Annotated in this window: 33 protein-coding genes and 1 pseudogene; 6 read left to right on the top strand and 28 right to left on the bottom strand. The window is 29.6% G+C overall.

The window, feature by feature from the left end; genetic code table 11:
• Nucleotides 1-3 precede the first annotated feature (3 nt).
• The gene (locus tag HMPREF2897_RS08220) at nucleotides 4-1,500 is read right to left on the bottom strand and encodes an NADH dehydrogenase subunit 5 (protein WP_070592919.1); all 1,497 of its coding nucleotides are present in this window, start codon (nucleotides 1,498-1,500) and stop codon (nucleotides 4-6) included.
• Nucleotides 1,501-2,092: 592 nt separating this feature from the next.
• Here HMPREF2897_RS08220 and HMPREF2897_RS13275 point away from each other — a divergent pair.
• Entirely contained in the window at nucleotides 2,093-2,161 is a 69-nt protein-coding gene (locus HMPREF2897_RS13275) for an alpha-1/alpha-2 family phenol-soluble modulin (protein ID WP_096824640.1), read from the top strand.
• Between the two features lie 90 nt (nucleotides 2,162-2,251).
• Nucleotides 2,252-2,323, top strand: coding sequence for a phenol-soluble modulin PSM-delta (locus HMPREF2897_RS12830; RefSeq protein ID WP_087587975.1), 72 nt, complete (start codon nucleotides 2,252-2,254; stop codon nucleotides 2,321-2,323).
• A 745-nt stretch (nucleotides 2,324-3,068) separates the two neighbouring features.
• Here HMPREF2897_RS12830 and HMPREF2897_RS08225 read toward each other — a convergent pair.
• From HMPREF2897_RS08225 to HMPREF2897_RS08235, 3 genes are all read right to left on the bottom strand, one after another.
• A complete protein-coding gene (locus tag HMPREF2897_RS08225) occupies nucleotides 3,069-4,271 on the bottom strand; it encodes a GTP-binding protein (RefSeq protein ID WP_070592921.1) in 1,203 nt (400 codons plus the stop codon).
• A 170-nt stretch (nucleotides 4,272-4,441) separates the two neighbouring features.
• Complete coding sequence (locus HMPREF2897_RS08230; RefSeq protein WP_070592923.1) at nucleotides 4,442-4,825, bottom strand: VOC family protein; 384 nt, start codon at nucleotides 4,823-4,825, stop codon at nucleotides 4,442-4,444.
• 514 nt (nucleotides 4,826-5,339) lie between these two features.
• Nucleotides 5,340-6,323, bottom strand: coding sequence for a PTS sugar transporter subunit IIC (locus tag HMPREF2897_RS08235; RefSeq protein ID WP_232163315.1), 984 nt, complete (start codon nucleotides 6,321-6,323; stop codon nucleotides 5,340-5,342).
• Between HMPREF2897_RS08235 and HMPREF2897_RS13135 the strand changes: the two genes are divergently transcribed.
• Nucleotides 6,277-6,393, top strand: coding sequence for a hypothetical protein (locus HMPREF2897_RS13135; protein ID WP_371091744.1), 117 nt, complete (start codon nucleotides 6,277-6,279; stop codon nucleotides 6,391-6,393). The two genes, HMPREF2897_RS08235 and HMPREF2897_RS13135, sit on opposite strands and share 47 nt — an antisense overlap.
• Before the next feature lie 931 nt (nucleotides 6,394-7,324).
• Here the strand turns inward: HMPREF2897_RS13135 and HMPREF2897_RS12835 are convergent.
• From HMPREF2897_RS12835 to HMPREF2897_RS08350, 24 genes and pseudogenes are all read right to left on the bottom strand, one after another.
• Entirely contained in the window at nucleotides 7,325-7,495 is a 171-nt protein-coding gene (locus HMPREF2897_RS12835) for a VraH family peptide resistance protein (protein ID WP_002458592.1), read from the bottom strand.
• A gap of 1,427 nt (nucleotides 7,496-8,922) precedes the next feature.
• Nucleotides 8,923-9,270 carry an ArsR/SmtB family transcription factor gene (locus HMPREF2897_RS08240; RefSeq protein WP_002447711.1) on the bottom strand — a complete coding sequence of 116 codons (348 nt, stop codon included), beginning with the start codon at nucleotides 9,268-9,270 and terminating at the stop codon, nucleotides 8,923-8,925.
• An 18-nt stretch (nucleotides 9,271-9,288) separates the two neighbouring features.
• Nucleotides 9,289-9,906, bottom strand: coding sequence for a CadD family cadmium resistance transporter (locus HMPREF2897_RS08245; protein ID WP_002447710.1), 618 nt, complete (start codon nucleotides 9,904-9,906; stop codon nucleotides 9,289-9,291).
• Between the two features lie 140 nt (nucleotides 9,907-10,046).
• Nucleotides 10,047-10,235: a hypothetical protein gene (locus HMPREF2897_RS08250; protein ID WP_002447709.1), complete on the bottom strand. Its 189-nt coding sequence runs from the start codon at nucleotides 10,233-10,235 to the stop codon at nucleotides 10,047-10,049.
• Between the two features lie 132 nt (nucleotides 10,236-10,367).
• Nucleotides 10,368-10,697, bottom strand: a pseudogene (locus tag HMPREF2897_RS08255) (terminase small subunit); the annotation flags it as partial.
• Nucleotides 10,698-11,724: 1,027 nt separating this feature from the next.
• Nucleotides 11,725-12,483 (bottom strand): hypothetical protein, encoded by a 759-nt coding sequence (locus HMPREF2897_RS08265; RefSeq protein WP_070592929.1) that lies wholly within the window; start codon nucleotides 12,481-12,483, stop codon nucleotides 11,725-11,727.
• 15 nt (nucleotides 12,484-12,498) lie between these two features.
• Nucleotides 12,499-13,467 carry a type II TA system antitoxin MqsA family protein gene (locus HMPREF2897_RS08270; protein WP_070592931.1) on the bottom strand — a complete coding sequence of 323 codons (969 nt, stop codon included), beginning with the start codon at nucleotides 13,465-13,467 and terminating at the stop codon, nucleotides 12,499-12,501.
• 25 nt (nucleotides 13,468-13,492) lie between these two features.
• Nucleotides 13,493-13,837: a type II toxin-antitoxin system MqsR family toxin gene (locus HMPREF2897_RS08275; RefSeq protein ID WP_070592933.1), complete on the bottom strand. Its 345-nt coding sequence runs from the start codon at nucleotides 13,835-13,837 to the stop codon at nucleotides 13,493-13,495.
• Between the two features lie 444 nt (nucleotides 13,838-14,281).
• The gene (locus HMPREF2897_RS08280; protein WP_002496402.1) at nucleotides 14,282-14,545 is read right to left on the bottom strand and encodes a hypothetical protein; all 264 of its coding nucleotides are present in this window, start codon (nucleotides 14,543-14,545) and stop codon (nucleotides 14,282-14,284) included.
• 947 nt (nucleotides 14,546-15,492) lie between these two features.
• On the bottom strand, nucleotides 15,493-15,765 hold the full coding sequence (locus HMPREF2897_RS08285; RefSeq protein WP_070592935.1) for a hypothetical protein: 273 nt from the start codon (nucleotides 15,763-15,765) through the stop codon (nucleotides 15,493-15,495).
• A 3-nt stretch (nucleotides 15,766-15,768) separates the two neighbouring features.
• Nucleotides 15,769-16,338, bottom strand: coding sequence for a terminase small subunit (locus HMPREF2897_RS08290; RefSeq protein WP_049386312.1), 570 nt, complete (start codon nucleotides 16,336-16,338; stop codon nucleotides 15,769-15,771).
• Nucleotides 16,339-16,376: 38 nt separating this feature from the next.
• The gene (locus tag HMPREF2897_RS08295; RefSeq protein ID WP_002502290.1) at nucleotides 16,377-16,592 is read right to left on the bottom strand and encodes a hypothetical protein; all 216 of its coding nucleotides are present in this window, start codon (nucleotides 16,590-16,592) and stop codon (nucleotides 16,377-16,379) included.
• The gene (locus HMPREF2897_RS08300) at nucleotides 16,592-17,179 is read right to left on the bottom strand and encodes a pathogenicity island protein (RefSeq protein WP_002454454.1); all 588 of its coding nucleotides are present in this window, start codon (nucleotides 17,177-17,179) and stop codon (nucleotides 16,592-16,594) included. Before HMPREF2897_RS08300 ends, HMPREF2897_RS08295 begins: the two co-directional genes overlap by 1 nt.
• Before the next feature lie 14 nt (nucleotides 17,180-17,193).
• Complete coding sequence (locus HMPREF2897_RS08305) at nucleotides 17,194-17,946, bottom strand: hypothetical protein (protein ID WP_070592937.1); 753 nt, start codon at nucleotides 17,944-17,946, stop codon at nucleotides 17,194-17,196.
• Between the two features lie 9 nt (nucleotides 17,947-17,955).
• Complete coding sequence (locus HMPREF2897_RS08310; protein WP_002502287.1) at nucleotides 17,956-18,288, bottom strand: hypothetical protein; 333 nt, start codon at nucleotides 18,286-18,288, stop codon at nucleotides 17,956-17,958.
• A gap of 362 nt (nucleotides 18,289-18,650) precedes the next feature.
• A complete protein-coding gene (locus HMPREF2897_RS08315; protein ID WP_070592939.1) occupies nucleotides 18,651-19,295 on the bottom strand; it encodes a pathogenicity island protein in 645 nt (214 codons plus the stop codon).
• Between the two features lies 1 nt (nucleotide 19,296).
• Nucleotides 19,297-19,818, bottom strand: coding sequence for a hypothetical protein (locus HMPREF2897_RS08320; RefSeq protein ID WP_002448496.1), 522 nt, complete (start codon nucleotides 19,816-19,818; stop codon nucleotides 19,297-19,299).
• Nucleotides 19,819-20,141: 323 nt separating this feature from the next.
• Nucleotides 20,142-21,851, bottom strand: coding sequence for a DUF927 domain-containing protein (locus tag HMPREF2897_RS08325; protein WP_070592941.1), 1,710 nt, complete (start codon nucleotides 21,849-21,851; stop codon nucleotides 20,142-20,144).
• A 13-nt stretch (nucleotides 21,852-21,864) separates the two neighbouring features.
• Nucleotides 21,865-22,734 (bottom strand): primase alpha helix C-terminal domain-containing protein, encoded by an 870-nt coding sequence (locus HMPREF2897_RS08330; RefSeq protein ID WP_070592943.1) that lies wholly within the window; start codon nucleotides 22,732-22,734, stop codon nucleotides 21,865-21,867.
• 89 nt (nucleotides 22,735-22,823) lie between these two features.
• Nucleotides 22,824-23,135, bottom strand: a complete 312-nt coding sequence (gene tscT, locus HMPREF2897_RS08335) for a type II toxin-antitoxin system toxin TscT (protein ID WP_070592945.1) — start codon at nucleotides 23,133-23,135, stop codon at nucleotides 22,824-22,826.
• Nucleotides 23,119-23,346, bottom strand: coding sequence for a TscA family type II toxin-antitoxin system antitoxin (locus HMPREF2897_RS08340; protein ID WP_070592947.1), 228 nt, complete (start codon nucleotides 23,344-23,346; stop codon nucleotides 23,119-23,121). The genes tscT and HMPREF2897_RS08340 overlap by 17 nt, the downstream gene beginning before the upstream one ends.
• A 1-nt stretch (nucleotide 23,347) precedes the next feature.
• Nucleotides 23,348-23,503: a hypothetical protein gene (locus HMPREF2897_RS12970; RefSeq protein ID WP_176744858.1), complete on the bottom strand. Its 156-nt coding sequence runs from the start codon at nucleotides 23,501-23,503 to the stop codon at nucleotides 23,348-23,350.
• A gap of 12 nt (nucleotides 23,504-23,515) precedes the next feature.
• The gene (locus tag HMPREF2897_RS08345; RefSeq protein ID WP_070592959.1) at nucleotides 23,516-23,788 is read right to left on the bottom strand and encodes a pathogenicity island protein; all 273 of its coding nucleotides are present in this window, start codon (nucleotides 23,786-23,788) and stop codon (nucleotides 23,516-23,518) included.
• Nucleotides 23,789-24,001, bottom strand: a complete 213-nt coding sequence (locus HMPREF2897_RS08350) for a helix-turn-helix domain-containing protein (protein ID WP_070592961.1) — start codon at nucleotides 23,999-24,001, stop codon at nucleotides 23,789-23,791.
• A gap of 162 nt (nucleotides 24,002-24,163) precedes the next feature.
• Here HMPREF2897_RS08350 and HMPREF2897_RS08355 point away from each other — a divergent pair, with 162 nt between their 5' ends.
• The 3 genes from HMPREF2897_RS08355 (at nucleotide 24,164) to HMPREF2897_RS08360 (ending at nucleotide 25,834) form a co-directional block, all read left to right on the top strand.
• The gene (locus tag HMPREF2897_RS08355) at nucleotides 24,164-24,862 is read left to right on the top strand and encodes a helix-turn-helix domain-containing protein (protein ID WP_070592963.1); all 699 of its coding nucleotides are present in this window, start codon (nucleotides 24,164-24,166) and stop codon (nucleotides 24,860-24,862) included.
• Nucleotides 24,863-24,970: 108 nt separating this feature from the next.
• The gene (locus tag HMPREF2897_RS12975; protein WP_172952474.1) at nucleotides 24,971-25,108 is read left to right on the top strand and encodes a hypothetical protein; all 138 of its coding nucleotides are present in this window, start codon (nucleotides 24,971-24,973) and stop codon (nucleotides 25,106-25,108) included.
• Between the two features lie 24 nt (nucleotides 25,109-25,132).
• Nucleotides 25,133-25,834: a hypothetical protein gene (locus tag HMPREF2897_RS08360; protein WP_002472305.1), complete on the top strand. Its 702-nt coding sequence runs from the start codon at nucleotides 25,133-25,135 to the stop codon at nucleotides 25,832-25,834.

Consider the following 25,834-nt stretch of genomic DNA (forward strand, 5'->3'; position numbering starts at 1 on the left):
TTATTAAAATCTTTTTAAATATGAGGGATGACTTTCTATAGATTGGGTTTTAGCCTCTCCTACTTTAATAAGCCACAGGTATAACTTCGCAAATGCCTTTGATTCTCTTCGCCGTGCTACCCATATGCTTAACATACTGCCGAAAACTATAATAGCAATCGATAGAATAATACTTATGCGTGGTGGTGAAACAATATGAATATCAACAGTACTTAATGTCGTGAAGAAGTAATGATGCGTAATAATATAAACAAGTGCTACAACAATAATCATACATATTCCGATAATTCTTCCGATGAGTCCATGACTAAAAGCAACTAATTGATTCCATGACACCATTAACGACCAAGCTAATATAAGAGCGCTTAATATATCATAGGCATGTCTATCACTATTCAACCAAAATATTATCGCTATAAGAATAGCTAGTAGACGACCAAATACAAGCCATCCATATGACTTTTTAACAGATGGAGGCGTAGGGATGTTAAATCTTTTAACAACAGAACCCGATTGTAGAAATAATGTCGCTTTAAACACGCCATGCAATATTAAATGTACTATCGCCGCAGAATATGCTCCAAGCGCACATTGTACTAACATAAAACCCATTTGACTTATTGTAGAACCTACAAGTTGTCTCTTGTAATCAACATGCACAAGACTGATTCCAGAACCTAACAATACTGAAATGCTTGCAATAATTAATAACAGTGAAATGGCTATTTCGTCATTAAATACCGGAGAAAAGCGTGTAAGAATCACGCCACCAGCATTAACAATACCTGCGTGCATAATAGCTGAAACTGGCGTAGGCGCAGCTACAGATTCAATAAGCCAGCCTTGAAATGGAAATTGTGCCGCCGGAATAATCACTGCTAGAACAATAAGTAAATTGATACAGAGACGCATTCCATAATTGATTGCATTATCATCTGACATATTCGAATGAATATACCAATCTCCTGTAGCGATATACAATAAAATGACAGCAATCAATAGCGACAACCATGCCAATGTAAATGACCGAGCTGAAATTCTTGCCGCTTCCCTAGGTACCTTCCATAATTTGTTAACTTTAATGAGACGTGTTAACACAAATAATGTTGCCCCCCAAAACATGGTCATTAACCTTAAGTCTCCACTTAACCATGCCAATGAAGCAAATGAAGTAATTAGTGTAAGAAACGGAAAATATTTACGGTAATGCATGTCACCAATTAAATAACGCATAGAAAACTTTTGAATGATAAAGCCTAAAGTCAAAATAAATGTCATCATCAACCAAGTAAGATGATCAACTACAAAAGGTCCAACATTCACCCTTTCACCGAAAAATATTAATCCACTTAATCCCGCAATGATAGGTAAAACAAGTAAATATATATGAAATTTAATATATTGAATGGGCACTTGATGATTCAAAAATATTAATCCACTCAGTATAGCAATGACAAGTGTGATAAAAAACATAAACAAAACAAACTCTGAACTTAACATTGCGTATCCTCCATCTCAAAAAATATTTAAAACATAATAAAAAGCCTACAATAGCCAACCTTTCATATATCATAATGAAAGAATTTAAACTATTGTAGGCTTCAATTTAACTCAAGTGTTTCGCACTTTTATCCTCAATATGTATATAAATCTTACGGAGTATAAATAAATCGTACACTTTATTTAAATAAGCTGCCTATATCATTTTGTAGTAAAGTAAGAACTCTTTCCCCTCTATCAATCAAGGTTACTCAACCTAAAATTGCTAAAGCAAGACTTAGTTATTACCTTTTCGAATAATACTATTAATATATTTTAAATGAGCAAGAGTGTCAATGGTTACGCTTCTCAAAATAAGATTCAATTAATCATATAGTAATGATTATTGAAAGCTTAATTACTCAAAGATCCTTTTGTAAAGCTTATGTAAACAGTATAAAGACAAAATAACACTTAGGAATAACTCACTGTTGAGTGAAAAACATGAATCATTCACTTAAGACATTGATATTTTAATTTAGGGACTATGCACATATTTAATTCAAATTCCAGTTACACTATAGATAACAAATTAGTAAGGGAGGTCATTTAAATGGCAGATGTAATCGCTAAAATTGTTGAAATTGTTAAAGGCTTAATTGATCAATTTACTCAAAAATAATATTTAAAAGTTAAGTATTTTATAAGTTAGCTTTTGAATATTCAACAACCATCTCTAAATACATTTCCCTTTTGAAAGGAGGTCATGAACATGAGCATCGTATCAACTATCATCGAAGTCGTTAAAACTATCGTAGACATCGTTAAAAAATTCAAAAAATAGTCTACATTCTACATAGCCACCATCTTTTACGATGGTGGTTTTTTATGTCTATTTATTTTCAGCTCGCTTAAACACCTTTAACCACCCAACATTTACTTCTCTTCATTATTGGATAACTTTTCAAAATAAACTATTGTAATGAATATATTTTTACTTATAATGGTAAACACGGCATCACGTTTATTAAAACAACGATGACTATTGATTCATTTGGTAAATAACGACATCGAAAGGAAGGACAAAATGAAGAAGGGTTCAATTTCCAGCTTATTATCAATTATTGTCACGCTCATTAGTATTTTTATATGTTTTACAACCATGTTTACGAACATCTATAACAACACTGACTTTAACTTTTGGTATTTCCCAGGAGCAATTATCTTTGTTATCTCAATTATTATTAATATCATAGCAATGTTTAAAGGTAATAAGACGTTAAACATCATCCTATTTTTTATTAACTTTTTTGCCTTACTTATCTTTACCACACCATTTGCAATCGTTTAAATGTTGTTTTCAACTGCAAAATAGTTAGGCACAAGTCATATCACATCTTCGCCCGTAGAAATTTTTTGCAACTAATAACTGATTTTGAAAATATGTCGATATTAATATTTTAGGTTTCAATATTTAAGCGGGCAAGCGTCTCTGAATTCGAAGCCACTTGTCCACTTAATTTTTCACGTGAAACAGCACAGTATATTCATTCGTATTACATTTTCATTTAAAATGATGAATCAATCAACTACATTCTTTGATCATACGTCCACTGATACGGACTATCTAGCAATCGCCAATCTTCATCAATCTCATCACTACGAATTAAACATGCATCTAATTCCCGGGAAATTTTTTCTTGATCTAAATCCGTACCAATAATTACAAATTGCGTTTGACGATCTCCATATTCGATATCCCAATCTTCTGCTACATCTTGACGTGCTTCCAAAATAGCTTCCTGCTGGCGCTCACTCATTGTTGCCACCCAGTATGTAACGGGGTGAATATTACAAGATGAACCAGCCTGTGATAACAAACACGCTACATCATTATACTGCGCTAGCCATACAATCCCTTTTGTTCTTACAATATTTTCTGGCATTTGTTCTAGCCATTGATGAAATCTTTTTGCATGAAATGGTAATCGTCTAGTATAAGCAAATGATGTAATCCCATACTCTTCTGTTTCCGGCGTATGTGTCGCATGTCCTCCAGCTGTTAATTCTTTGATCCATCCAGCTGATTCACTTGCCTTCTCAAAATCAAATAATTGCGTATTAAGTACATCTGATAGTTCCACTTTAGCATTTACTGTTTTAATCATTTTAGCTTCGGGTTGCAATGCACGTAATACATTTTCTAATTTTTCTAAAGCTTCGTCGCTAATCAAATCGATTTTATTGATAATCATCACATCACAAAATTCTACTTGATCAATGAGTAAGTCAGCAATAGTACGCTCATCTTCATCATCAACACTTTCATCACGGTCTGCCAATAAATCTTCACTACGAATATCATTAACAAAGCGATTCGCATCTACAACCGTCACCATTGTATCTAATCGACATATAGAGGTTAAATCAATACCTAATTCTTCATCTATATATGAGAACGTTTGAGCTACTGGTACAGGTTCAGATATCCCAGTTGATTCAATTACAATTTGATCGATTCCTCCTTTTCGAACTAAACGTTCCACTTCTCGTAGCAAATCGTCTCTTAAGGTACAGCATATACATCCATTAGAAAGTTCTACTAATTTCTCATCTGTTCTAGATAAGCCACCACCTTGTGCTACTAAATCCTTATCAATATTAACTTCACTCATATCATTGACTATGACAGTAATGCGACGCCCTTCTCTATTTTTTAATATATGATTAAGCAATGTCGTTTTTCCCGACCCTAAATATCCACTTAATACAGTTACAGGTATTTTCGCCATTTCAAGAACCCTCTCTTTTGTAAATAGTAATTATTACGTTTTACATTCTATAGAAAGTTTCTTCTTTTATCAATACTCAATTTTTTAAAAATTAAATAAACGTTATTAAATAAAAAAAGCTAGTTGGAATCATTATAAATTTCCAACTAACTAAGATTAAAATATTACAATTATATATGTTCATCTAAAAAGTAATTAAATACCCAAATGATACCATTGAGATGGTCTTTTACCTCTGCATGATAGGCATTAAAAAAAGTTTTATTGAGTTTCACTTTAGCATGACCACCATCATCAATTAACCTTTTATAGACACGCTCCAACTCTTCTAATGAATCACATTCAATAATAAGATGAGGATTTTTAGAAACGGGATGCTTATGAAACGTATCGGAGAAATGAACGAACGTTTCATCACCAATAATAAGTTGGGCATGATAAGTTCGACCATCTTTACCCATAAGTATTTCTGTTTGAGCATTAAATACATCTTTGTAATAACATAAAGATGTATCTACGTCCTTAACGTAAATAAACGGACTTACATTCTTCATAATTTCCTCCTTTTTTTATTTATTAACACATTTAGACACACTTTCATCAATTTAAACTAATCATTTTCGGGATTATTGCAAATTAATACAATAAAACCACTCCTCAATGGAGTGGCTACTTTTCTATTTTTTAGGTTCACCGTTGACTAGCACACTATTTAAAAAGTTGAGAAATTGTATTACGAATTGAATTGAATCGTTCATAATCTACATCTCCTCTCAATACTTTTTTAACACTTTTATTATAAAACGTTTATGCTTCAACATACTAAATTTGCCTAACTGTATATTTTTCATACTCAAGTGTCAAATAAATGGTGTGATATTATTTTGTTCAACTACATTTCTTCTAATATTTAAGAGTTGCACGCATACATATTAACAAAAATATTTTCTCTAACTTTGAATAGAAAATATTCTGTTCATTTTATGTATTCACATAATCGTGAAATCATCTATGACTTTGATCAATTTTCAAATCGCCTAGTCTTAGCGCTCATCATTGTATACTCAGTTATGTCATTGTGTCCCGTTCTAACATTTGCTTTTTAGTAATAATGGGGTACTTTTTGAAAACAATAGACCCTACAATACCAGCAATAGTTCCTATAATCGCCATAACCAAACCATAGATAATCACTTTCGTTAAACTATTAAAACCAAACATCACTAAAAAACCTGCAATAGGTGTAGCAGTGCCAGTTGCATTATTAATCATACCTGACCAAGCAATTATAATACCGGCAATTGCCCCACCAAAGAAATTAGTGACATAAATAGGAATAGGATTAGCGGAAACAATATCAGCTTGAGAAAGCGGTTCAATTCCGACTGAAATGGTTGATTTACGGTCTCCCAATTTCAAACGATGGAACAATGCACTATTCATAAACGCAGAACTAAATGCGGCCATGGCACCTATGGCCATAGGCACACCCGTTAAACCAAGCAATGCAGTGAGAGCCATTGAACTTAATGGAGCAGTACCTACTACTGTAATAATACCTCCCAATACAATTCCCATAATCAACGGGTTAGTGTCAGTACTACTTTGTATAATATCCCCAATTTTAATTAACGTGTTATTAACCACTGGCGTCAATCCAGTAGCAATTAATCGAGCAATGGGGGCAAGTATAACAATTGAACCAATTAAATCAATACCGTCTGGCACATATTTTTCTGTATACTTCATCATATAACCTACAATATACCCAGCGAAAAATCCTGGTAATAAATCCATACCTCCACAAGCTGCCCCAATAACAAGTGCATAAACTGGAGATACGCCAATCGCTAATGCGGTTAATCCAGCCGCAGCCACACCACCTAAACCTCCAGCAGCATCTCCTAATTCTTCTAAGAATTTAATACCAAATACTTGTCCACCCACATATTTATTGAAAGCTTCAACTAAAAACGAAGCAATTGCCGCATTCGCTAAAGCACCCATCGCTTTCATCCCACTGGGTGCCTTGTATGTAAATAGAGTAAAAATAACTAAAACTAAAATTAAAAATAAAGTACCTATAAGTAAATCCATATCAAATATTCCCCCATTTATTTAAAATTTTCAGATTTTTTAGAAAACAACTATAAAATACATAGTACCAAAAAAATATACCTTTGAGGAGAATTTTTTGAAAAATAGAAAATATTTATTAAATTAAATAAAGTTAAATAGTAAAACATTGTAGCAAGTGAGTCATTTAGTTCGATGATTGATCAATCTCTATTATATACATTTGATTCTTTTTAATGCGCTTGAACAAAACATTATCAAATCGATTTCTTAATAAAGTTGATTCTCTTATTAAAATGTTCAAAACGAAACTAAAATATGCAATCATAAACCCATATCACATAAAAAAAGCTAGAAACACTTTTGTTTTAGTATTTCTAGCTTTTAAAATGATTATTTTGTTATTCCCACTCGATGATATGTAATTTTTACATGTATTTTCTACTATTTATATACGTTGTCATATTAGAGTTTTATAGATACTTCTTTTTTATAGATTGCTATTAATTTTTAAATAACGTATTCAAAACAAAAACGATTTATTTAACTTGCCCGTATGCTAACTATTTAATGCTTTTGCCTATGTTTCATACATATACTATTTTTTATCCTTATTTAAAGTAAGATAAATATATAGCTACACTAACCATGAACAATGCAATTACTCCATGTAATATTAAATTAATCATTATCATTTTTCTATTCAAGTTTTTATTACGGTTCATTCTTCTATAATTCATATTGTATAAAAGTGTATTAATAACAGAATATATGATTATAAACAATATACCTAATAGAATAGCATCGTATATATTCAATATAGTTTACCTCTTTTGTTTAATAAACTATCTCAACTGTAAAATTGTTAGTCGATTCTCTCAATGCTTTAGAATGCGTCTCTCAGCGTCTTAAATTACAAAAATGCCACTTATAGTGGTGTAGAATTTAATATAGAAGTTATTTATTTAATAAGAACACTACTTAAACAGCTCTTCATTAAAGTACAAATAAACTAATACGCCTATAGGAACACCTAATAAAGGAGTTGTAAATATGCTTGCTAAGAATATGTAAAATACTAAATAACATACATCGTCAGCTTTCCATTTCTTGTTTACTAAATATCTCCATATTTCTTTAATGCTCACACGAAAACCACCTTTTTAATATGTAATAAAATTCTGTTCACTCTTACATATATCATAATGTTGCTATAAATTAAATAAGCATTTTATTGATTTTAACAATCGAATTTATATTCATTTTCTTATTCCCGATGCCACATAGCACTTATTTAAAATAAAAACGCCACTCGTAAGTGACGTTTGAAAAGATATATTTAACTTGGCAGTGTGTGAATTTTTTATCCCTTATATACTTAGCTAAAGACAGAGGCTATGCACTCAAAACAATCACTAATACTGTTTTGTAAAATTGGCGTGCATATTTGTCTGAAAGTTTCACTATCGCTCATCTTTACCACTCCTAACAAGAATATAATTAAAATTATAGATGCTAAAAGGTCAGAATGAGTACTAGCAACTACCTCGAGCCAATGCCATTGGCTAAATATATAAAGGTTATTACTAGTTAACTATACCACTTAATTCTTTTTTTAAACATTAAAGAGCTCATTTAAAAAACTCCAATTTAGTAATCTGTCTATTTATTTAAGGGATCAACAAAACACAAAACCTTTAACCATATCGCTAAATCAACAAGCTGATAAATGCTGCAATCCTAAATTAGGACTACACCCGTGTAATAACACATATCTAAATTGGTAATGTATCTATGTATCGAAGCGGTTTGCTGTATTCACTTACTAACGTCGCAAGCTGCTACACATGGGGTAGCGTTTCACGACACCATGAATAAGGAAGCATTTCGTTTATTCCCCACTTAGACCACATTACAAAGGGCGTCGTGTTTCCCTACTCTCTTTATCGAATACTTATGTAGCTAACGTCACAAATTGTTACGTCAGCTCATGCACTAAAATACTTCAAAATTGTATTTCTCACAACGTAAATATATAAGTTAGACAAGCCACATTCAGCTTTTCAGAATTTAGAGAACGGATATAGTCGTTTTCTAATGCACTGACTTAGTGCGTCAGCATTTGTATTATTAATTAACGAGCTCACATTTGAGCCAGTTAAATATATATATAGCTTTACTGAGCTCAATTTTGAGCTGAGTATAAACCAATATACCCAAATTTGAGGATATTAAAAGGCACCCCTAATTTGGGGCACCCTTTATTCTTTTATCAAACCACTTCCCTATTTTAAGGTACTGGTTACAAGCGTACTTTTAAGTCTGTTTGTAACTTTATGAAATGTCAAGTTTTGACAAGTTAAAAAGACTACATCTAGCGGATACAGTCATTTAAAGGATACTCAATTTTGAGTAGTACATTTCAGTAGATACGTTCATTATCTTTAAGAAAACTATAATTGTAAATGTTAAACATCTACTTTTGTGTTTATAAATCACACTTACATTTATTTTTTTATTTTAGTATTATTTCTGTATAATATCAAAGCAAGAGGAAACTCGTTTTCAACTCGCTTCAAAAACCCTCCTGATTTTTAGAGAAAAATTCTCTTATTTCATCGTCTTTAATAAAATAATATGCCATTTTTCCCTCTTTATAAAAATCAAGTACCTCATTTTTATATAAAAGTCTTAAATGATGTGAAGTTGAAGCAACACTCATTTTCAATATCAAAGAAATATCACAAACACACAACTCATCTTCTTTAATCAAAGATAATATAATTTTCAATTTCTTCTCATCACAAATTTTTTCTAAAATGTTAAGTAATTTCTTAGATTTATCATCTTCTAAAAAACTTAAAGCATTGTTAACTTTATCCTCATGTACACAGATCACATCACAAGCATTTTCATAACTCATATGAAATCACACCCTAAATTAAAATATAAATCCTAAAATTGTTTGAATAGTGTCATTTTCTATAATAATAAATAAACCTAAAGCTATATAAATAACAGCCATAATCCAACGGCTAAATTTCTCAACAATTTCTCCAACTCCTGGAATATTAGCTAATTTTTGTGCAGTAAATACCAAGAAGAAAATTAAAATTAAAAAGACAAACAAAGTAATGAATAAATTAGTAACACTTAATGTCACAAAATACGGAACAAATAAACCAATATTATCAGCACCACAACTTGCTATCGTAACAATTGCAACCGTACCAACTAATTTAGACAATCCTTTTTCATTCAATTCTTTTTTAGCTCTCTTTTCTCCTTCACAATCATCATAAATAGCCACTTTAATTCCTAAATAAATCGGTATTAACCCTAATAATCCTAATATCCATTTTTCAGGAACATAATTTAAGACAAAGGCAAAGAATAAACTTACGACAATCAATGTCACAGATCCTACATATTGACCAATATAAATATCTCGATATTCCTTTTTAGTCTTTGCTTTAGCAAAAAATATTAACAAAATCACTAATAAATCTACTGCTGTCGCAATATAAAGAATAGCAGCAGTTACAATAGTCTGAATCATAATTACACCTCATTCAAAAATATTTTTGAATATATTATAACTTATGTTTTCAAATAATCATAGATGCTTTATTCCAATTGCTTTATTGATATCGATACTTAGAATTTTTAACAATTTCAAAATCAACATAAATGAGCAATTTATTTTTGTGAATACTTCTTAAAAATTCCAATAATCCAATTAATTAAAAATACAGTTAAAACACCAAAAGTAAGTCCATCTAAAAATCTAAACAATAATTTTTCAGGTGACGGAAGTAAATAGTTCATTGTACAACGAATCATAAATGCTAATACCAATGCTTTTAAAAAGTAATTAACTTTGTCCAATTACCATTCTCCTATTATTTTTTAATCTTACCCCTTTTAGATTATCATTTATTAATCAATTAAAATACTAATAAAATAATATCTCAATTAAAATCAAAAATGCCCATCTGAATATTATCAGATAGGCTCTATTTAATCCTCTAACGGTATATCATCAACAATAATTGTTCTATTAGGAGAGTTTTCTTTTATTTTATCTAGAGCTCTCTGTTTATCTTCTTCATCGCCCTCATACCATTCGCCAATATTAACAATTACTGGCGTATCACCTGTAAACTCTTTTCTCTCAGTAAATAGTTTATGGTATTTCCCAAGCATATCATCACGAACTTTCAAACAATCACTTGGCTTAGTATGGCCTTCTACTAGCTGAACATATTCATTGTAAACAAGTTGCACTTTACCATTTTGTGGGTTTTCCTTATATTCACCATGTTTTATAACAATTTCCTTAGTTTCCGTCACCATTAGCTGAATTGGTTAATAAAAATAGTTATTCATTAATACCTAATAAACTTTCATCAATAATATTTTTCCGCTTTTTCCAACTTCGAAAATACAAAAACAACCCTCTAACCATCGCGGTTAAAGGGTTTAATATTTATATATTCTATTCCCACTCAATCATAAACTTCATTTTATACAATATCAGATTCTTTCAAAAAGCCTTTATAACAACGTTTATAGTTATACCCTCACCAAATTCATATTCATACACTTGCCCTTATCATCAAAATTATGCCCTTTTTTTGCCCTTAAAAAGTAATGTATAAATTATAAAAATAACTAATGTCATTATTCGTAACACATCCAAAAGTATTTATATATATAATGTTAGTTTAAAATTAATTGTTACTCTTATCTTTGTTGTATCTTGAGTGTAAATAAATTAATAAAATACCAATTAATATAAAAATCAAGTGTCCAATTATACTTATAGTTTTAGATCGTTCTAAATTTAAAGTATTGAAAACGATGGGCTGTAATACAATTAAAATTAAAAGATATAAACCTAATTTAAGTGAAGTAAAATATTTTGCCATATTCACACACCTATTCATCATTTTTACTGTTATAGATAATAAAACTAATACTTAAAAATAATTCGTGAATTTGATATTACTTTTAAAGACAAGCATTTAGCCATATACACACTCACTTAATTTTTTCACAAATCCTCATTTATACTTTAACATACATAGTTACACAAACTCATTTCTCACTGCAACACAAAGCCTCTCTCAGCGTCTTAAAATAATAAAAACGCCACTGAAAGTGACGCTTGAACTATTGCATTATTTATCTTCTTTTTTAATTTTGAATATATCTTTTATCAATTCATTACTTCCTATACAACTAGGAATAGTAGTCATAATAAAGTTTATTAATTTACCTATTAATTCCATAGATATATCACCTTTAACAATTTAACTTTATTTATACCATTTTTTTCTTCCTTATCCATCATTAGATTTATATCAGTTATAAATTATTTAATTATATTTTCTTTTTTATTTAAAATATCTTCCTTTTTTATTTGAACTACTTTATAAGGATATTTCGGAAAATACCATTTAAAATATTCTGTTCCTCTTACAAATGTTATAGTTCCGTCACCTTCTTCATTTGAATATAAAATACTAATTTTATTTACTAGCACTGAATCTAGCTGATTCATTATTTTTAAAGTTTCTTCAGTAGCTGTCAATGCTCTTTTTATATCGTGCAGTATTTTTTTATTATTAATATTTTCTTTTTTATAATGCTTCATTAATTGTTCATTTATAAGCTCGTTTAAAAAATATATTTCATTAAATGTTCCACCTATTAGAGCAATTTCATCTGAATTTTTTGAATGTAAATATAAGTGAGTTGATTTTGTTTTTAATATATTAACATCTTTTTTTATGTCGAAATATTGAGTAAGTAATTCTTCTAATTTTTCTTTTTTTATTGCTTCATTATTTTTAAGATCGCTAATATTATATTTTAAACTATAAAGAAAACTAGTACTTTCCATTAATATTTTATAACCTAATTCAATAAAATTATTTATAAAGTCTATAAGTTCTTTCTTGTTATTAAAGTTTTCTATATATTTTTGATTTTCTTCTTGTATTATTTTTTTATAATCATCTTCATTTTTACGATAATTATAATCTTTTCTCTTCCACATTAAAGAAGTAACTATGTTTATTATAGTAAGTATCAACCCAATAATTGATATAATTATAGCTAACATACTCATCTTTATCATCAATTACTAATTATATTTTAGTTCTATAGCATAACTATAAGGAATAATGCTTTTAAGATTAGTATTATTCCAAGCATTTTCTTCATGAGATTTTTCACTTATTTCATTAGCATTATCATTTTTAAATAGTTTTATAACTTTATCTAAAACTTTTATTTCTTCTTCAGTAATATCATCATTACTTATTGTTTTAAGACATTCAATGTATTCACCTTGACCATTAGGAAAAGGAACCCAATTTATTTTATCTTCTTCACTTAAAAGCCCATAAATGTATTCAGATTTGTTAGGAACAGGTCCGTAATGATCTTTAATATATTCCATTCCGGTTAAAGAAACAGTATTGTTTTTGAAATAAATAAAATCACAATAAAACAATAATTTATTTAACTTAGTTTTAGATATTCTTGGAATATGTTTTTCAAAATAATATATAACACTTTCAACCTTCGATAAATCTAAAATTTTAAAACCATTTTCGATATTACTTGATGTTTGCTTTATTAATTTTTCAATGATTTTATACTCATCATCTCCACTTATCTTTTTCAATTCATTTATTCTTACTTTTAGTTTGTCCACTATATTCTCATCAATTTTCATTTTGTTTCTATTTAAAAGTTCTAACATTTTATTAACATCTTTATCTAAATCAATATATATATTATTATTAACTTTTGTAGGAATAGCGCCTTTTTCATATCTTGATATGCTTGCTTTACTAATTCCCGTTACTTCAGCAAAATCTCTTTGCGATAGTTGGTACTTATTTCTAATTGTTTTAAATTTTTCTTTACTCAATATTTGGTTTTCTTGTCTATAAATATCAAAAGCTTTATTTATAGCTATATTATCTAATTCTTCATCAAAAACTTTTTCATTTGTTTCCATATTAAAACGAAATTCTGATTCAATTGTTATATCTTGGTCTCTAACTTTAAAAGTTTCAGATCCTTTTTTTACAAAAGTATTCATTTTAAACTCCTTTCCTAATTCAATGTTATTTATACGGTCTAGTAAAAGGACCATTCGAGGGCTTAAATGATAAAACTTTACATTTCTTAGTATTGGTCAACTTTATTTTGATATATGTTAGCACACCTTCAATTTCTTTTCCAAACTCCCAAATATCTGTACCATCTCCATTATGATCTGGAGTTGGTCCCCTATCAAAATCTTTATATGTCAACCCTTTTAATTCATCTTTTGCTAATTCAATATCCAAGCCTAATATAGTCAAACCTGTGTATGTTCTAGGTACAAATTCTACCCCATCTTCTAGACAGGATTTATACTCAATCAAAAATTTATTTATCTCATCTACAGAAGCGTAATTCCCTTTCATTATTTACATTTTCTCCTTTTTCTCCTTTGCTAATTTAAATTCACATTATCTTTTGGTATCTTTTGGTATCATTTGATACCATATTAACATTTACTTTAATAGAAAACAAATTTTAAAATTCACTATATTCTACTAAAGCATAATTAGTTTTTTTTTAGTATTATTCCTTTCTTTATATTAGATGATTGCGATATTTATAATTTTATCGTAATCCTAATTTAGGACTGCCCCAATGTATTAGCATATTACCAAATTGAGAATGTACTTATGTACAAAAGTAGTTCCTATTATATACATAAAATCATATGGGATAACGTTTCGTTCATTCCATTAGATATCAAAGGGAGACGTGTTTCCCTACTCCCTTTGCTATCTGACTGAACGAATTGTTCATGCATCATTATATAAGCTACGTAGCCATTTCGACTACGCAGCTATCAGTAACTATTCATCCTTATTTTCTTTTCTTCTCTTGCTTAATTTATATATCAAATAAATAACCACAACTATAATCATAAATAAGTCAAAAGACGATAAAAATGATTTGCTAAAAGATTCCTTTATCCAAAAGAAGCGAATTAGAAATAATAGAAATGATTGTATTACCCCAACAAAGAAAATGTTAATGACTGGTTTATCTTTAATGAAGTTATACACAATATAAGCCATACAAACAATAGTTATTATTAACATTAAAGCTTTCGCCATTACTAGTACTCCTTTTTAACTTCACATTAACATATCATTTTATTATTTGTATTTTAAGACTTTCACTGTCCAGAATTGGACTATAAAATTTATTAAACGCTGCTTACTCAATCTAGGTACATAGATAAGCTGTATAAAGCTACATAGCCATTTTAACTATACAGAGATTACATGACTTAATATCGTATTCTATTGTGCCGAAATTTCGGCTATATTCATCTTAATTATAGAGAACGAATATTTTCGTTTTCTAATGCACTGACTTAGTGCGTCAGCATTTGTATTATTAATTAATACGCTCACATTTGAGCCGGTTAAATATATAGAGCTATTCAGTTCTATTACAGAGCTCACATTTGAGCTGTGTATAAACCAATATCCCCAAATTTGAGGATATTAAAAGGTAGCCCTAATTTGGGGCATCCTTTTTGTCTAATCAAACCACTTCCCTATTTTAAGGTACTGGTTACAAGCGTACTTTTAAGTCTGTTTGTAACTTTATAATGTTCACCATTTATTAAAAATAGTTGTAAAAATCAAATTATCTTAAAGTTAAATACTTATACATAAAAAACCACTCCAACTAAGGAGTGGCCTTTTCCACTTAGTTTTTTGGCTCGCCATTAACTAAGATGCTACGTAGAAAGTTAACTACTTTTTCAGCGAATTGTACAAAATCGCTCATAGTTTTCACCTCTAACTATTTGGATTGAACAGCGTCATTTAAAACTTTTGACTAAACGTAATACTATATACCCAAGATTAGCTAAGTATGAATGACAATCATGAAGATAATTAGATTATAGAGAAGATCATATGGGGATAATTATCTTCCCTACAACTAAATTATTAATTACTCTTTCTTGATTGTCTATGATATCGAATTGATTTTTAAAAAGTTTTCACGTCTTTTTTACAATAATTTAATATACATTAATTCTCATTATTTAATATGGTTTATTATTTTCACAAGGATTAATGAATATTCTATCGTCTCCTAATCTGATAGAAGGCACTATGACTCTATCTACACTTCTTCTAACTAATTTTATATTAAAAGGTAAGTGAACACTTGTTTTTTCAGATTCATTCATGTGACAAAATATTTCTGCTTCATCATCAGTCATTAAGTCACAAATCGTAACAATATGTTTGCCTTTGTATGTTAGTGCTTTATCTATCATGCGATCAACATCTATTTTTACTTGCTCATCTTTCATAGCTTAATCCTCTTCTGGTATATTATCTATGAATATTGGTCTGTCTGGATATTGATTTGAAATATCATCTATTTGCTTTTGGGTTTCTTCATCTTCTTCGTTCCATTCACCAACATTAATGATTACTGGAGTATCACCAGTGAACTCTTTTTTCTCCGTAAATAGTTTATGATACTTGCCAAGCATATCTCTAGCACGTAATCTATCGCTAGGCTTTATTGGGACTTCAACCATTTCTACGTGTTCATTGTATACGAGGTTCAATCTATCAGTATCGGGGTTGCGTTGAAAGTCCCCACGTTTAACGACGACCTCTCTCACTTCACTCTCATCACCTACTGCTGCATTACTAAGAATATGCAATAGCTCATTCGCTGATAATACGCCTTCGTCAATAATTCTCTTACGTTGCTCATCAATATACTTAGCTACTTTCTTATTCTTTAGCAGCCTACTTCCCTGTTCACTTGCAGTATGAGGACTATAACCAGCTTTAATTGCACTTTGTGTCATATTCAGCGTCTTTAAATACTCAGCCACAAACTTTTCTTGTCTAGGATTTAATTTGCTCATGTTTTACCTCCTTTTCAATAATTATTAAAAGGAAAAATTTACTTATCTTTAATAATTCGATTTTCTTTAGCTAAATCTGAAAATCTTTTACTAGCCTTTGATTGTTGAGCTAACTCATCTTTACGTTGCGCTTTGATATTTTGAGAAAATTGTTCTTCTACAACATCTAGTAGATCACTGCATTCCTCTCCAGAAAGTGTTGTTTCAGTCATAATATAATTATAAACTTTATCTAAATTGTATTTTCTAGCCATTATTTAGCACCTCTATTTCTCAATTTATTTCTTGTATCAATGAATGGTAACTTATCAGCACCGACATAGTTACTGTATTGGTTTGGACTAAAGTAATTTTTTATTTCGTCTCTTGCTTCATTATCTTCTTCAAAATCTTCCAAATCATATAGTTTTACATATCTGTAAAACTCATCTTCATATTCATTGTTTAACGCTTCGATTTCTTCTATCACTTTGTTATATTCTTTAATAATTGGCACAAATTTAGATAATATACGTTCTTTGTCCTCTTGGTACAAGCGAGGAAGCTCTCCCTGATGCTTGAGAATCTCAATAGCTTTTTTACGTCTTGCATCGTCAAATACTTCTTGCTTTGTCTCTAGGCGTTTCTGTAATGCTTTGAGCTTCTGCTCATTCTTATCGAATGTTGAATATAGTGCATCAGCCTCATCATCTTTTGAGCTGGCAATTAAATCTTTATATTTCTCTTTATCTTCTTTAATTCGTTGTGATAACTCTTGACGCTCATCTTCAAGTTTATTAATATTTTCTCTTTGACCTGATACATATTCATTGTATTCATCAAAGTGTTTAGCAGTTTTCACATATATACCTCATTTCAGTTAGTTTTTAAGCCTATTTCTCTTATGTAGTTGTATGGCTTTTTAATTTCTCTATCTGTTAATCTTTTCGGGATAGTTTGCAGCAATATTAAAACTTTCTCAAAGTCGATATTATTTTCATTTCTATTATAGATAAATTCCTTAAATGCTTTCTTATCTAATTGATTCAATTTCTCTACAAACTCATCATTATTCATTTCTTTTTCTGTAGTAGCAGCTTTCTTTTCTCTCAGTGCTTGCTCTTGGTTTAGCGTTAACTTATGAGGATAACTCTGATCCTTTTGACGCTCGCTACTAATGTATGAATAATCGCTCTCTATAGTCTTATTACGTTCATTCCTATTTGTTTGAATATAATCATGTAATTCAATTTTAAATCGCTCTATCACGTTTATATGAGATTCTAAGCGTGCATAAATATAATCTTTAATATATTTCTGTTCTAGCTTTGAAAAACGTCCTAGAACAGTATAAAAAGCGTTTAAATCTCTTTGGCTTTTCCTCTTATACCGTTCCAATTTTTGACGTTCCTCTAATATAGCGATTGCTAGATTTTCAACGGAATAACTCTCATAGTAAATACTTTCTAATACAGTATCACTACATAAACTAGGTGTAGTGCGATCATACATATCTTCAATATTCCTTTCCATGAGTGCTATTCGTTCTTGTATATAGCAAGTATTAAATCTAGTGAATAATTCATAATCGCTTACTTGTTCTTGAAAAATTTCAATAGTAGTACCCACTACATCACCTTAAATATCCATTTTCTTTAATGCCTCATATCGCTTCATACTACCCTCAATATGACGCTTGATACTTCTTAAAGCTAATTCTTTTTGTTCATCAGATTTAACCATAAAATAGCCTTTTGAGTCCTTTTTATAGCTATATCCTATAGCATAACCATAATCAACAACTAGGCTATGGATTGTGTTTCTTAACCATCTATCGTTGTTTTTATTAAATTCTATGTTTAGTTGGTTAAAAATACTTTGTTTCGTAATAATCTCTTGCTTAGTATTGCGTAACACATTTAATACCTTAATGTGATCGCTCGTTAATTCTTTTTCAATTGTAATTGTCATAAATTATTCCTCTTTTCATCTTTAATGAGGAGGCACTATATAGACAATAACTAAAACCACAAATATTCAATCCTTATTTTTGTCCGATATATAGAAGTCATTTACTTCCTAACACTATTATACTAAATTTACACCTAAATAACAAACAAACGTTCTATTTTTATAAGATTTAAATAACTTCTTAACAATCTCTATATAGTCCGTTATAAAGCTCTATAAAGCCTTTTCACACTAATTCATAGACTTTCAATAATAGAACTAATGTTCCTATTTGACTTAAATTAATGATAAAAACATTAACAAAACTTAACGATTACGATTTACAAAAGCCATGCACCTACTAAAGTGCATGACCTATAAAATTACGCTTTCACATCTTTATAATAAGAATGTTTCAGCTCATTCAATCGTTCAATTAACACTTTACTATCGACTTCATTCGCCTGTTCATTCTGAATAAACTCAGTAATGATTTTAAGCCCCTCAACTAATTCTGGCGCAGGTTCATTAATTCCAGTAGCTAACTGATACAATGCCTCCATATTACCTATAACATCTGCATTACTAGATTGAACGCCCTTGAGTTCATCTATATTGAAATCTCTGCTCATATAGTCGAATATGTCACTATTATTACTTTCTTCAAACGTCTCCAGTCCATACATGAAATATTCATTATCAAACATGAAACTAGCCATCATATCGCTTATAGTGTCATGTGTACCATCTGGTATTTCATAACCTGCATAATGCCCCTCAATGCTCTCTATTAGTTTCTCAGTATGCTTTTCTGACGCAATCTCAAAAGTTTTTCTCACTTCACAATCTTTTATCAATACATGAGCATACATTTTACCTTTACTTATTAGATACACAGTATTAAAAGGATCATTATAAATCTTAAATGCAAAAGGTACTTTATAACTACTTTCACATAGTCCAGTAAAATATCTTAATAATGTTGCTGCTCTAGTTTCAAATTCATTTGCTATAATTTCAACGTTCATACTATACACGTTCCTTTCTTCTAATCATTAAATTTTCGTTATCTTTTCCAACTTTACCGATACTTTTAAAATTATATCTTTCAAAATATTTTGTATTTTTATCGTTCTCAGTCCATAAGCAAGCCTCAAGATTGAGCTTTGTAGAAATTGCCAATATATCTTTTATTAGCATTTTTCCATGTCCTTTTTTAAGTGAATTTAAGTTATCTATTTCAATGATCCAATCACTATTAAAATATTGACTAAGTAACGGATTAGGCTTTCTAATATTAAACTTTATTAGTGCTTTGAAATCTTTAGTTATCAATGATATATCCCCACCAAAACAATAGAGATAATATTTTTTGTTTAATAAAATAACTTCTTGAATAAAGATTTTGTGAGTTTTAGTAGAATTAGTTAAAAGACTTATAATTAAACCTTTAGCCATGTTTTCTTGTTCTTTCTTCACATGCTGCTGAAATTTATTATTATTTATAAACATCTTAAATTGCTGGTGTCCTATTTCTGTAATTGTAGGCATAACTGACCTCCATGTTTAATAGTGTGGTACTAGTACCCAATGCGTACCCGTCATTAATTATTGAGTGGGTACTCTTGAAACCATTGATAGACAAGGATTTAAGGTTATTAGTACCCGTTGTACCCGTTAAAATACTTTTAGTATGTGCATTTAAATAGTGAGTATTAATTAGTTATAAAATCTAAATTTCTTAAAATTATATATACTATTATTAATTAGTGGGTACTTCGGGTACTATCTTTTTCAAACCTTGATATTACAATGTTTATCGAGTACCCGTTTTCTATTTCTAAGTGGGTGCTCAACGGGTACATGTGGTACTTTTAAAATTCTGAATGTGGATTGTGAGAATTTGAGAAATCAAATCCCATTTCTTTTATAACTTCATCTTTAATAGCAAAGCCTCTATGTTTTTTAGTCTCATGTCTAACCTGTATTTGTAAACGGTCTTTTTCTTTCTTAACTAAATAACCTTTTTTATCCCATTGTTTTGTTGTGGTGTACATTTCATGACCTAATATATCTTTTACTGTATCGCCTAAAATACATAGGTAACCACGTTTATATACTGCTTTAATCTCCCCATTTTTCACGTGACTATATCCATCGCCAGTTATATTATTTCGGTGAGCGTCTAAATATTGCAGCATATCCTCAAGCATTTGTTTAGGTTTATCTATCGTTTTATTATTATTCAACATATTTTCATATGCTTGGTTAATAATCTTATAGTAATCATGTTCAAAGCCATCTATATCATTAAGAATTTCACCAGTAAGCTGTAATAAGGCAAAGCACTTCCCAATACGTTGCATTACTTCATTGATACCTTTTTCATTAAAGTATCTTAAATAGCTTTCAAAACTTTCTTTATACTCATCTTTTTTTGATTGATATTGTTTAATAAATTCAATTCCTAGCGTTCCGTAATTCTCTCTAAATTCATAATCTAATGAGATGAAGTCAAAATTATCTGGATAAGGTTGCTCTTCTAAAGTAACGACACGAGCCGATACCCCTGCTTTATCTTCTGCCATATTCGTAATTGAGGCCTCACCAGTAGAAAGCAAGATATTTTTCCATTCTTTCTTTTCATCAATAGTTAAATTCTTATTACTTCGGCTTTTACTTTCACCACTTGAATAGTTGTAGACTGCATTAGCTATAAAATTAGGTGATATATTACGTGTATCATCTTTAAACATTGGAAAAGAGTTCAAAAATGCAGCCATAGCCTCAATGCTATTTCTAGTAGAACTCCATGTAGTTGTGAGGTCAGTAGTCCCCCACACACTAGCTACTAAATTTAAAGTGAATGTTTTACCTGTTGAAGTACTTCCAGCAAGTTCAACAATGAATGGCATAATATCAAATTCATAAAGTAATACTGAACCTAGTGAGGCGTATAACATCACCATCACCATAGGCAACTCTTTAATTTTTACAAATACTTTTTCTGAATAATCTTTAATTGTACCTTTACTTTGAAACGAATTGACTAACTTTTGAAAGCCTTTATCATTATTGAAAAACTTTATATTTTTGTGTTCCATTTCGTCTTTATATGGATAAATAAAGTAATCTTTTACATGGCCTAATCGAGTTGCTACCTTTATATTGATAGGTGGACTATATCTCTTGGACTGATTAATATAATCAACTAATTTTGATGAAGTATTTGAAGTTACATCTAGTTTTTTATTTGCTAGTTTGAGGAGTTGTCTATTGTCAGTAATTTCTTCGGCAGTAACACTTAAATTCACTGGTGTTCTATCGTCTATAAAGTGCATATTATAACTAACTTCACCATTTTCAATATTTTCATATCTAGTATTGATTTCTGGAATAGTAGTAGTGATGAACTTTTCTCTATCTGGTTCACCATCTTTTTTACTTGGGATAATTTGGTAAAGTGCTGCACCGTATTGATTTGGTTTCACTTTATAACCATCTGGAATAAAATCAGGTGTGTAAGATTTTCGGTTTAAATTTTCATTGATTTCATTCAAAATTTCATCATTAGTAAAATTCATAGAAAACTCCTCTCTAATTGTTGTAATGTTTTTTCATAATAGAATAAAAAGTAGTATTAATTTCACGTTCATTCATTGGTGGCGTGCATGATTGCCCCCACATCTGAGCAAAAGAATAGATAATGTGTTCATTTACTCTACGATTAAATAAGTGCCCTAAAATGCTTGCTAGTGAAGAATTACGCCCACCTTCACTAACGCCAAAGGCTTTTTCTTCCCAATGGCTTGGATCACGTCTTTTAAAGTTTTGAGTAGAATTTTCTTGAGTAGAAATATCAAACAATTTAGCCCACTCTTTAAGTGTCGATTTATCTAATATTGCAGCATCGTTAAATTGAAATTCAAAAGGACTTTCATTACTTTTTCTGACTGGTAACGCCATAGCCCTAGATGGTTGATAACTGCCCTCATCAATTTTGCACGCAATTTTTTGTGCTAATGTTCTCACATATGCACGATATTCATTTGCACTTATACGCTTACTCAATGGCACGTACAAGCGTATTCTAGGACTTTCATTTGTGTGTCTGAATGTTGTATGCCAAAACCATGCAAAGCCTTCTAATTCGCTTTTAATTGACTTGTGTAGCATGTTTAAATCGTCTTCATCATCATAATCAAGTACAAGTACATCTCTATAAAGTACATTGTCATTATTTCTATATTTTCGATATGCATTACCTTTATCATCTACGCCATCAGCAACATCACCATATACTGCTGTCCCTCTAGCGTACTTATTGCCATTATTTTGTGGAATTGATAAACGACTAATTAATTCACTCCACTTAGGTTGAGAGAAGTTTTTGAATGAAGTTGATTTTTCATTTTTATACCAAACCACACTCACTTGAGTATCATTTTCTAATTGAATTATGCTCAATTTTATACCTCCATGTATTAAAACAAGAGCAAAGATGTTATAATAAAAATGTGTAATTTCTTAATTACTCTGTTATTAATTTATTCAATCTATGCATTATCTGTTTCAGTTTGGTCGCTTGTAACAGATAGTGCATCTTTTTTATCTAATTCTATAAATCGCTCTAATAAGCTATCAAACTCTTTTAAGTACATACACATTAAGTCAATTGTTTGTGTATTTTGTATTCTGTGTTCATGATATCTATATCCATGAGCTAAAATTTCATCTTTACTTAATACATGCTTAGGTTCATGAGTGAAATATTCTTCATCAAACCATGCGAAAGACGTAATTACATCATCAATTTTTTCTTTTACTACCTCTATATCGCATATTAAATTTCTAATTTCCCAACTCATTTATATTCTCCTCATCAATATTAAAATTTTTTTCTAACTCTTGTACTACCCATTTCATTATTAATTCGAGATGTTTCTCTCGATTAATTTCTGAAACCACCTCTTGACCATTTATATACTCCGTATGCTCATAACTCTCAAATTGATTAAAGATACTTGTTTTAAGTTGATAGTTTATATGTTCTATCACTTCAAGTTGCTTTTGTTCCATCTTATTCATCTCCCTTGTATTCGTATTTATCAACAATTGGTAATGTTAAAGTTTGTATTAGTGCAGTTATTGCAATCCCATGAATAAAATCAATAGAGTATGCATATAAGCAACCAATTGTTATAGCTAGTGTTGAAATCAAAATATACAATCTCATTTGTTTCACTCCTCATAAATATTTTTTGTGCTTTCTCTGTAAAAACTGTTCAAATTTTTCTACATTCACTAGTGTTAAAGTGCTACTAACATCCATGTACAAATTTTCGATACCTAAATTATCTTCATCATAAGAAATGAGTAATCTGCGAATAGTAGAGTAGCTACAATTGAATAACTCACCCAACAATTTAGGTTTTGCATATTTCACTGGAAATACGATTTGTTTTTCATCTAATGCTGTATTTTCTTTAGTTGGCAAATCTTGTAACTTTGTTCTAGGCATTTATTTAACCCCCTCTTTTTCATTGATTCCAAAAAAATCGTTTGGTGTAACATTGAAGTATTCACATAACTTCATCACGGTTCTTGTATCTGGATTCTCAGTACGTTCATGATACAAGCCATGTATCGAAGTTCTAGAAATGCCAGTTTCTGCACTCAACTTAGATGCTGTTATTCGATGTTTGCCCATTAATAAACTTAAATTATTATTCATATTATCACCTCTTTTGTTATTATTAACTATGTACAGTTAAAAGTACAATATTAAGTTAACACTTCTCAAGTATTGTTGTCAACAATTTTTATTGAATTGTTATCACTGATTTTTATTTGTATCGAAGTACAATATGTTTTATTATAGATTAGAGGTGATAGAATGAAATTTTCAAAGTTATTAAAAGATATTAGATTGCAAGAAAATATTTCCGTAAATAATCTCTCAAAACTATCTGGAGTATCAAATGCTTATATTAGTAAACTTGAGAACAATAAAAGAAAATTCCCCACCACTAGGACATTATTCTTGTTATTAGTAGGATTTAAAAACTCAAAAATAAACGACCAATCTAAATTAAAACAAGATGTAGACAGTGAAATTAAAGATATTTTAAATAATTTTATAACTGCTGAAGATAGCGATATTGATAATGAAGAACTAGAAAATTTGTATAACGATTTCAATACCTTTTATGAAGATTTGCACAATAAAGTTGGAAATAAAGATGAAAGAAATAAAAACAAGAATATATTTGCATATGAGGATGATAAGAAAACTTTACAATTAATTAATTTAGAAAAGCCTATAAACGATATAGCATTTCACCTAAAAGACAGTGAAAACCAAAAATTTTATAACGGTGTAATATTAAATGATTATGATAAAAATATGATCAATGAAATTATCAACTCATTTTTAGTCACTAAATTATCCCAAGAACAGGTTGACTTAAGTGAAGATATTGAACAACTACAAAAAGACTTTAATGATTTTAGAAAAGAATCTATGTTAAATAAAAAGCAATTAAAAATGTTTGCTATCCATAACAATATCCAATCACTTAAAGAGAAAAAATGAGGAAACTCTTACACATGCAATATTAGGAATTCATTAATATTAATAGCGATAATCAACATAAACTCTTCTAACACATCACATTAAAATACAAATAATTAGGAGGACATTATGAAATTTGGTAAATACAAAATTGATGAATTTTATCTAATAATGATTGGTGGCTTTTTAATAACTTCTATTTTTGTACCATTTATGCTTATTTCAGCAGTGCTAATGCTAATTATAGGATTAGAGAAAGAAGATTAATATATAACAAAGGAGAACTATTGAATGAGATTCAAACTATTAACTGTATCATTATTATCTACAACATTATTACTAACAGCATGTGGTCAACATGATAATGGCGAATTGAAAAATAATGATTCAGAGAAAAGTGAGAATAAGGAAAATAGCAACAATAAAAACAGAAGTGATCAGAATCAAAACAACAGAAATAGCCAGCAACAAAATCAAATCACTGCTAGAGATGCAGAACAAATCGTTCATGACCATTACATAAATGATTTATCAGCTACTGAAGCACAAATAGGCGATTTTAAAACTAATATGCAACGAAGTAATGCAAATGAATTCTATGTTGAATATTTTGCGAGAGATGCAGCAGGTACACCTATTTCTTTGTGTGCAATAGTTAATAGAAGTACAGGAGAAATCATTGATAAATTTAATGATATGAGCGAAGAAGAACAGAAAAATCTTGAAGAGTTGAAGAAGAATAGCCCAATATACAATCCAAATATGAACAAACCTAAAGAGCAAGAAAACAGTAATAATGAAAAACAACAAGATGATTCAGATAACAAAGAAAATAATGAAAGCTCTAATAACGAACCATCAGTTAAAGAAGAAAGTAATCAACAACCTAAACAAAACGTAAAAACTCAAGAATCTATCGAAGAACCAAATACGCAAGAACAACAAAACACTGAAGAGACTGCAAGCACAGAAGAAGTTAAGAATCAAAATTAG

The organism is Staphylococcus sp. HMSC065D05 (assembly GCF_001813195.1).
GTDB lineage: Bacteria > Bacillota > Bacilli > Staphylococcales > Staphylococcaceae > Staphylococcus > Staphylococcus epidermidis.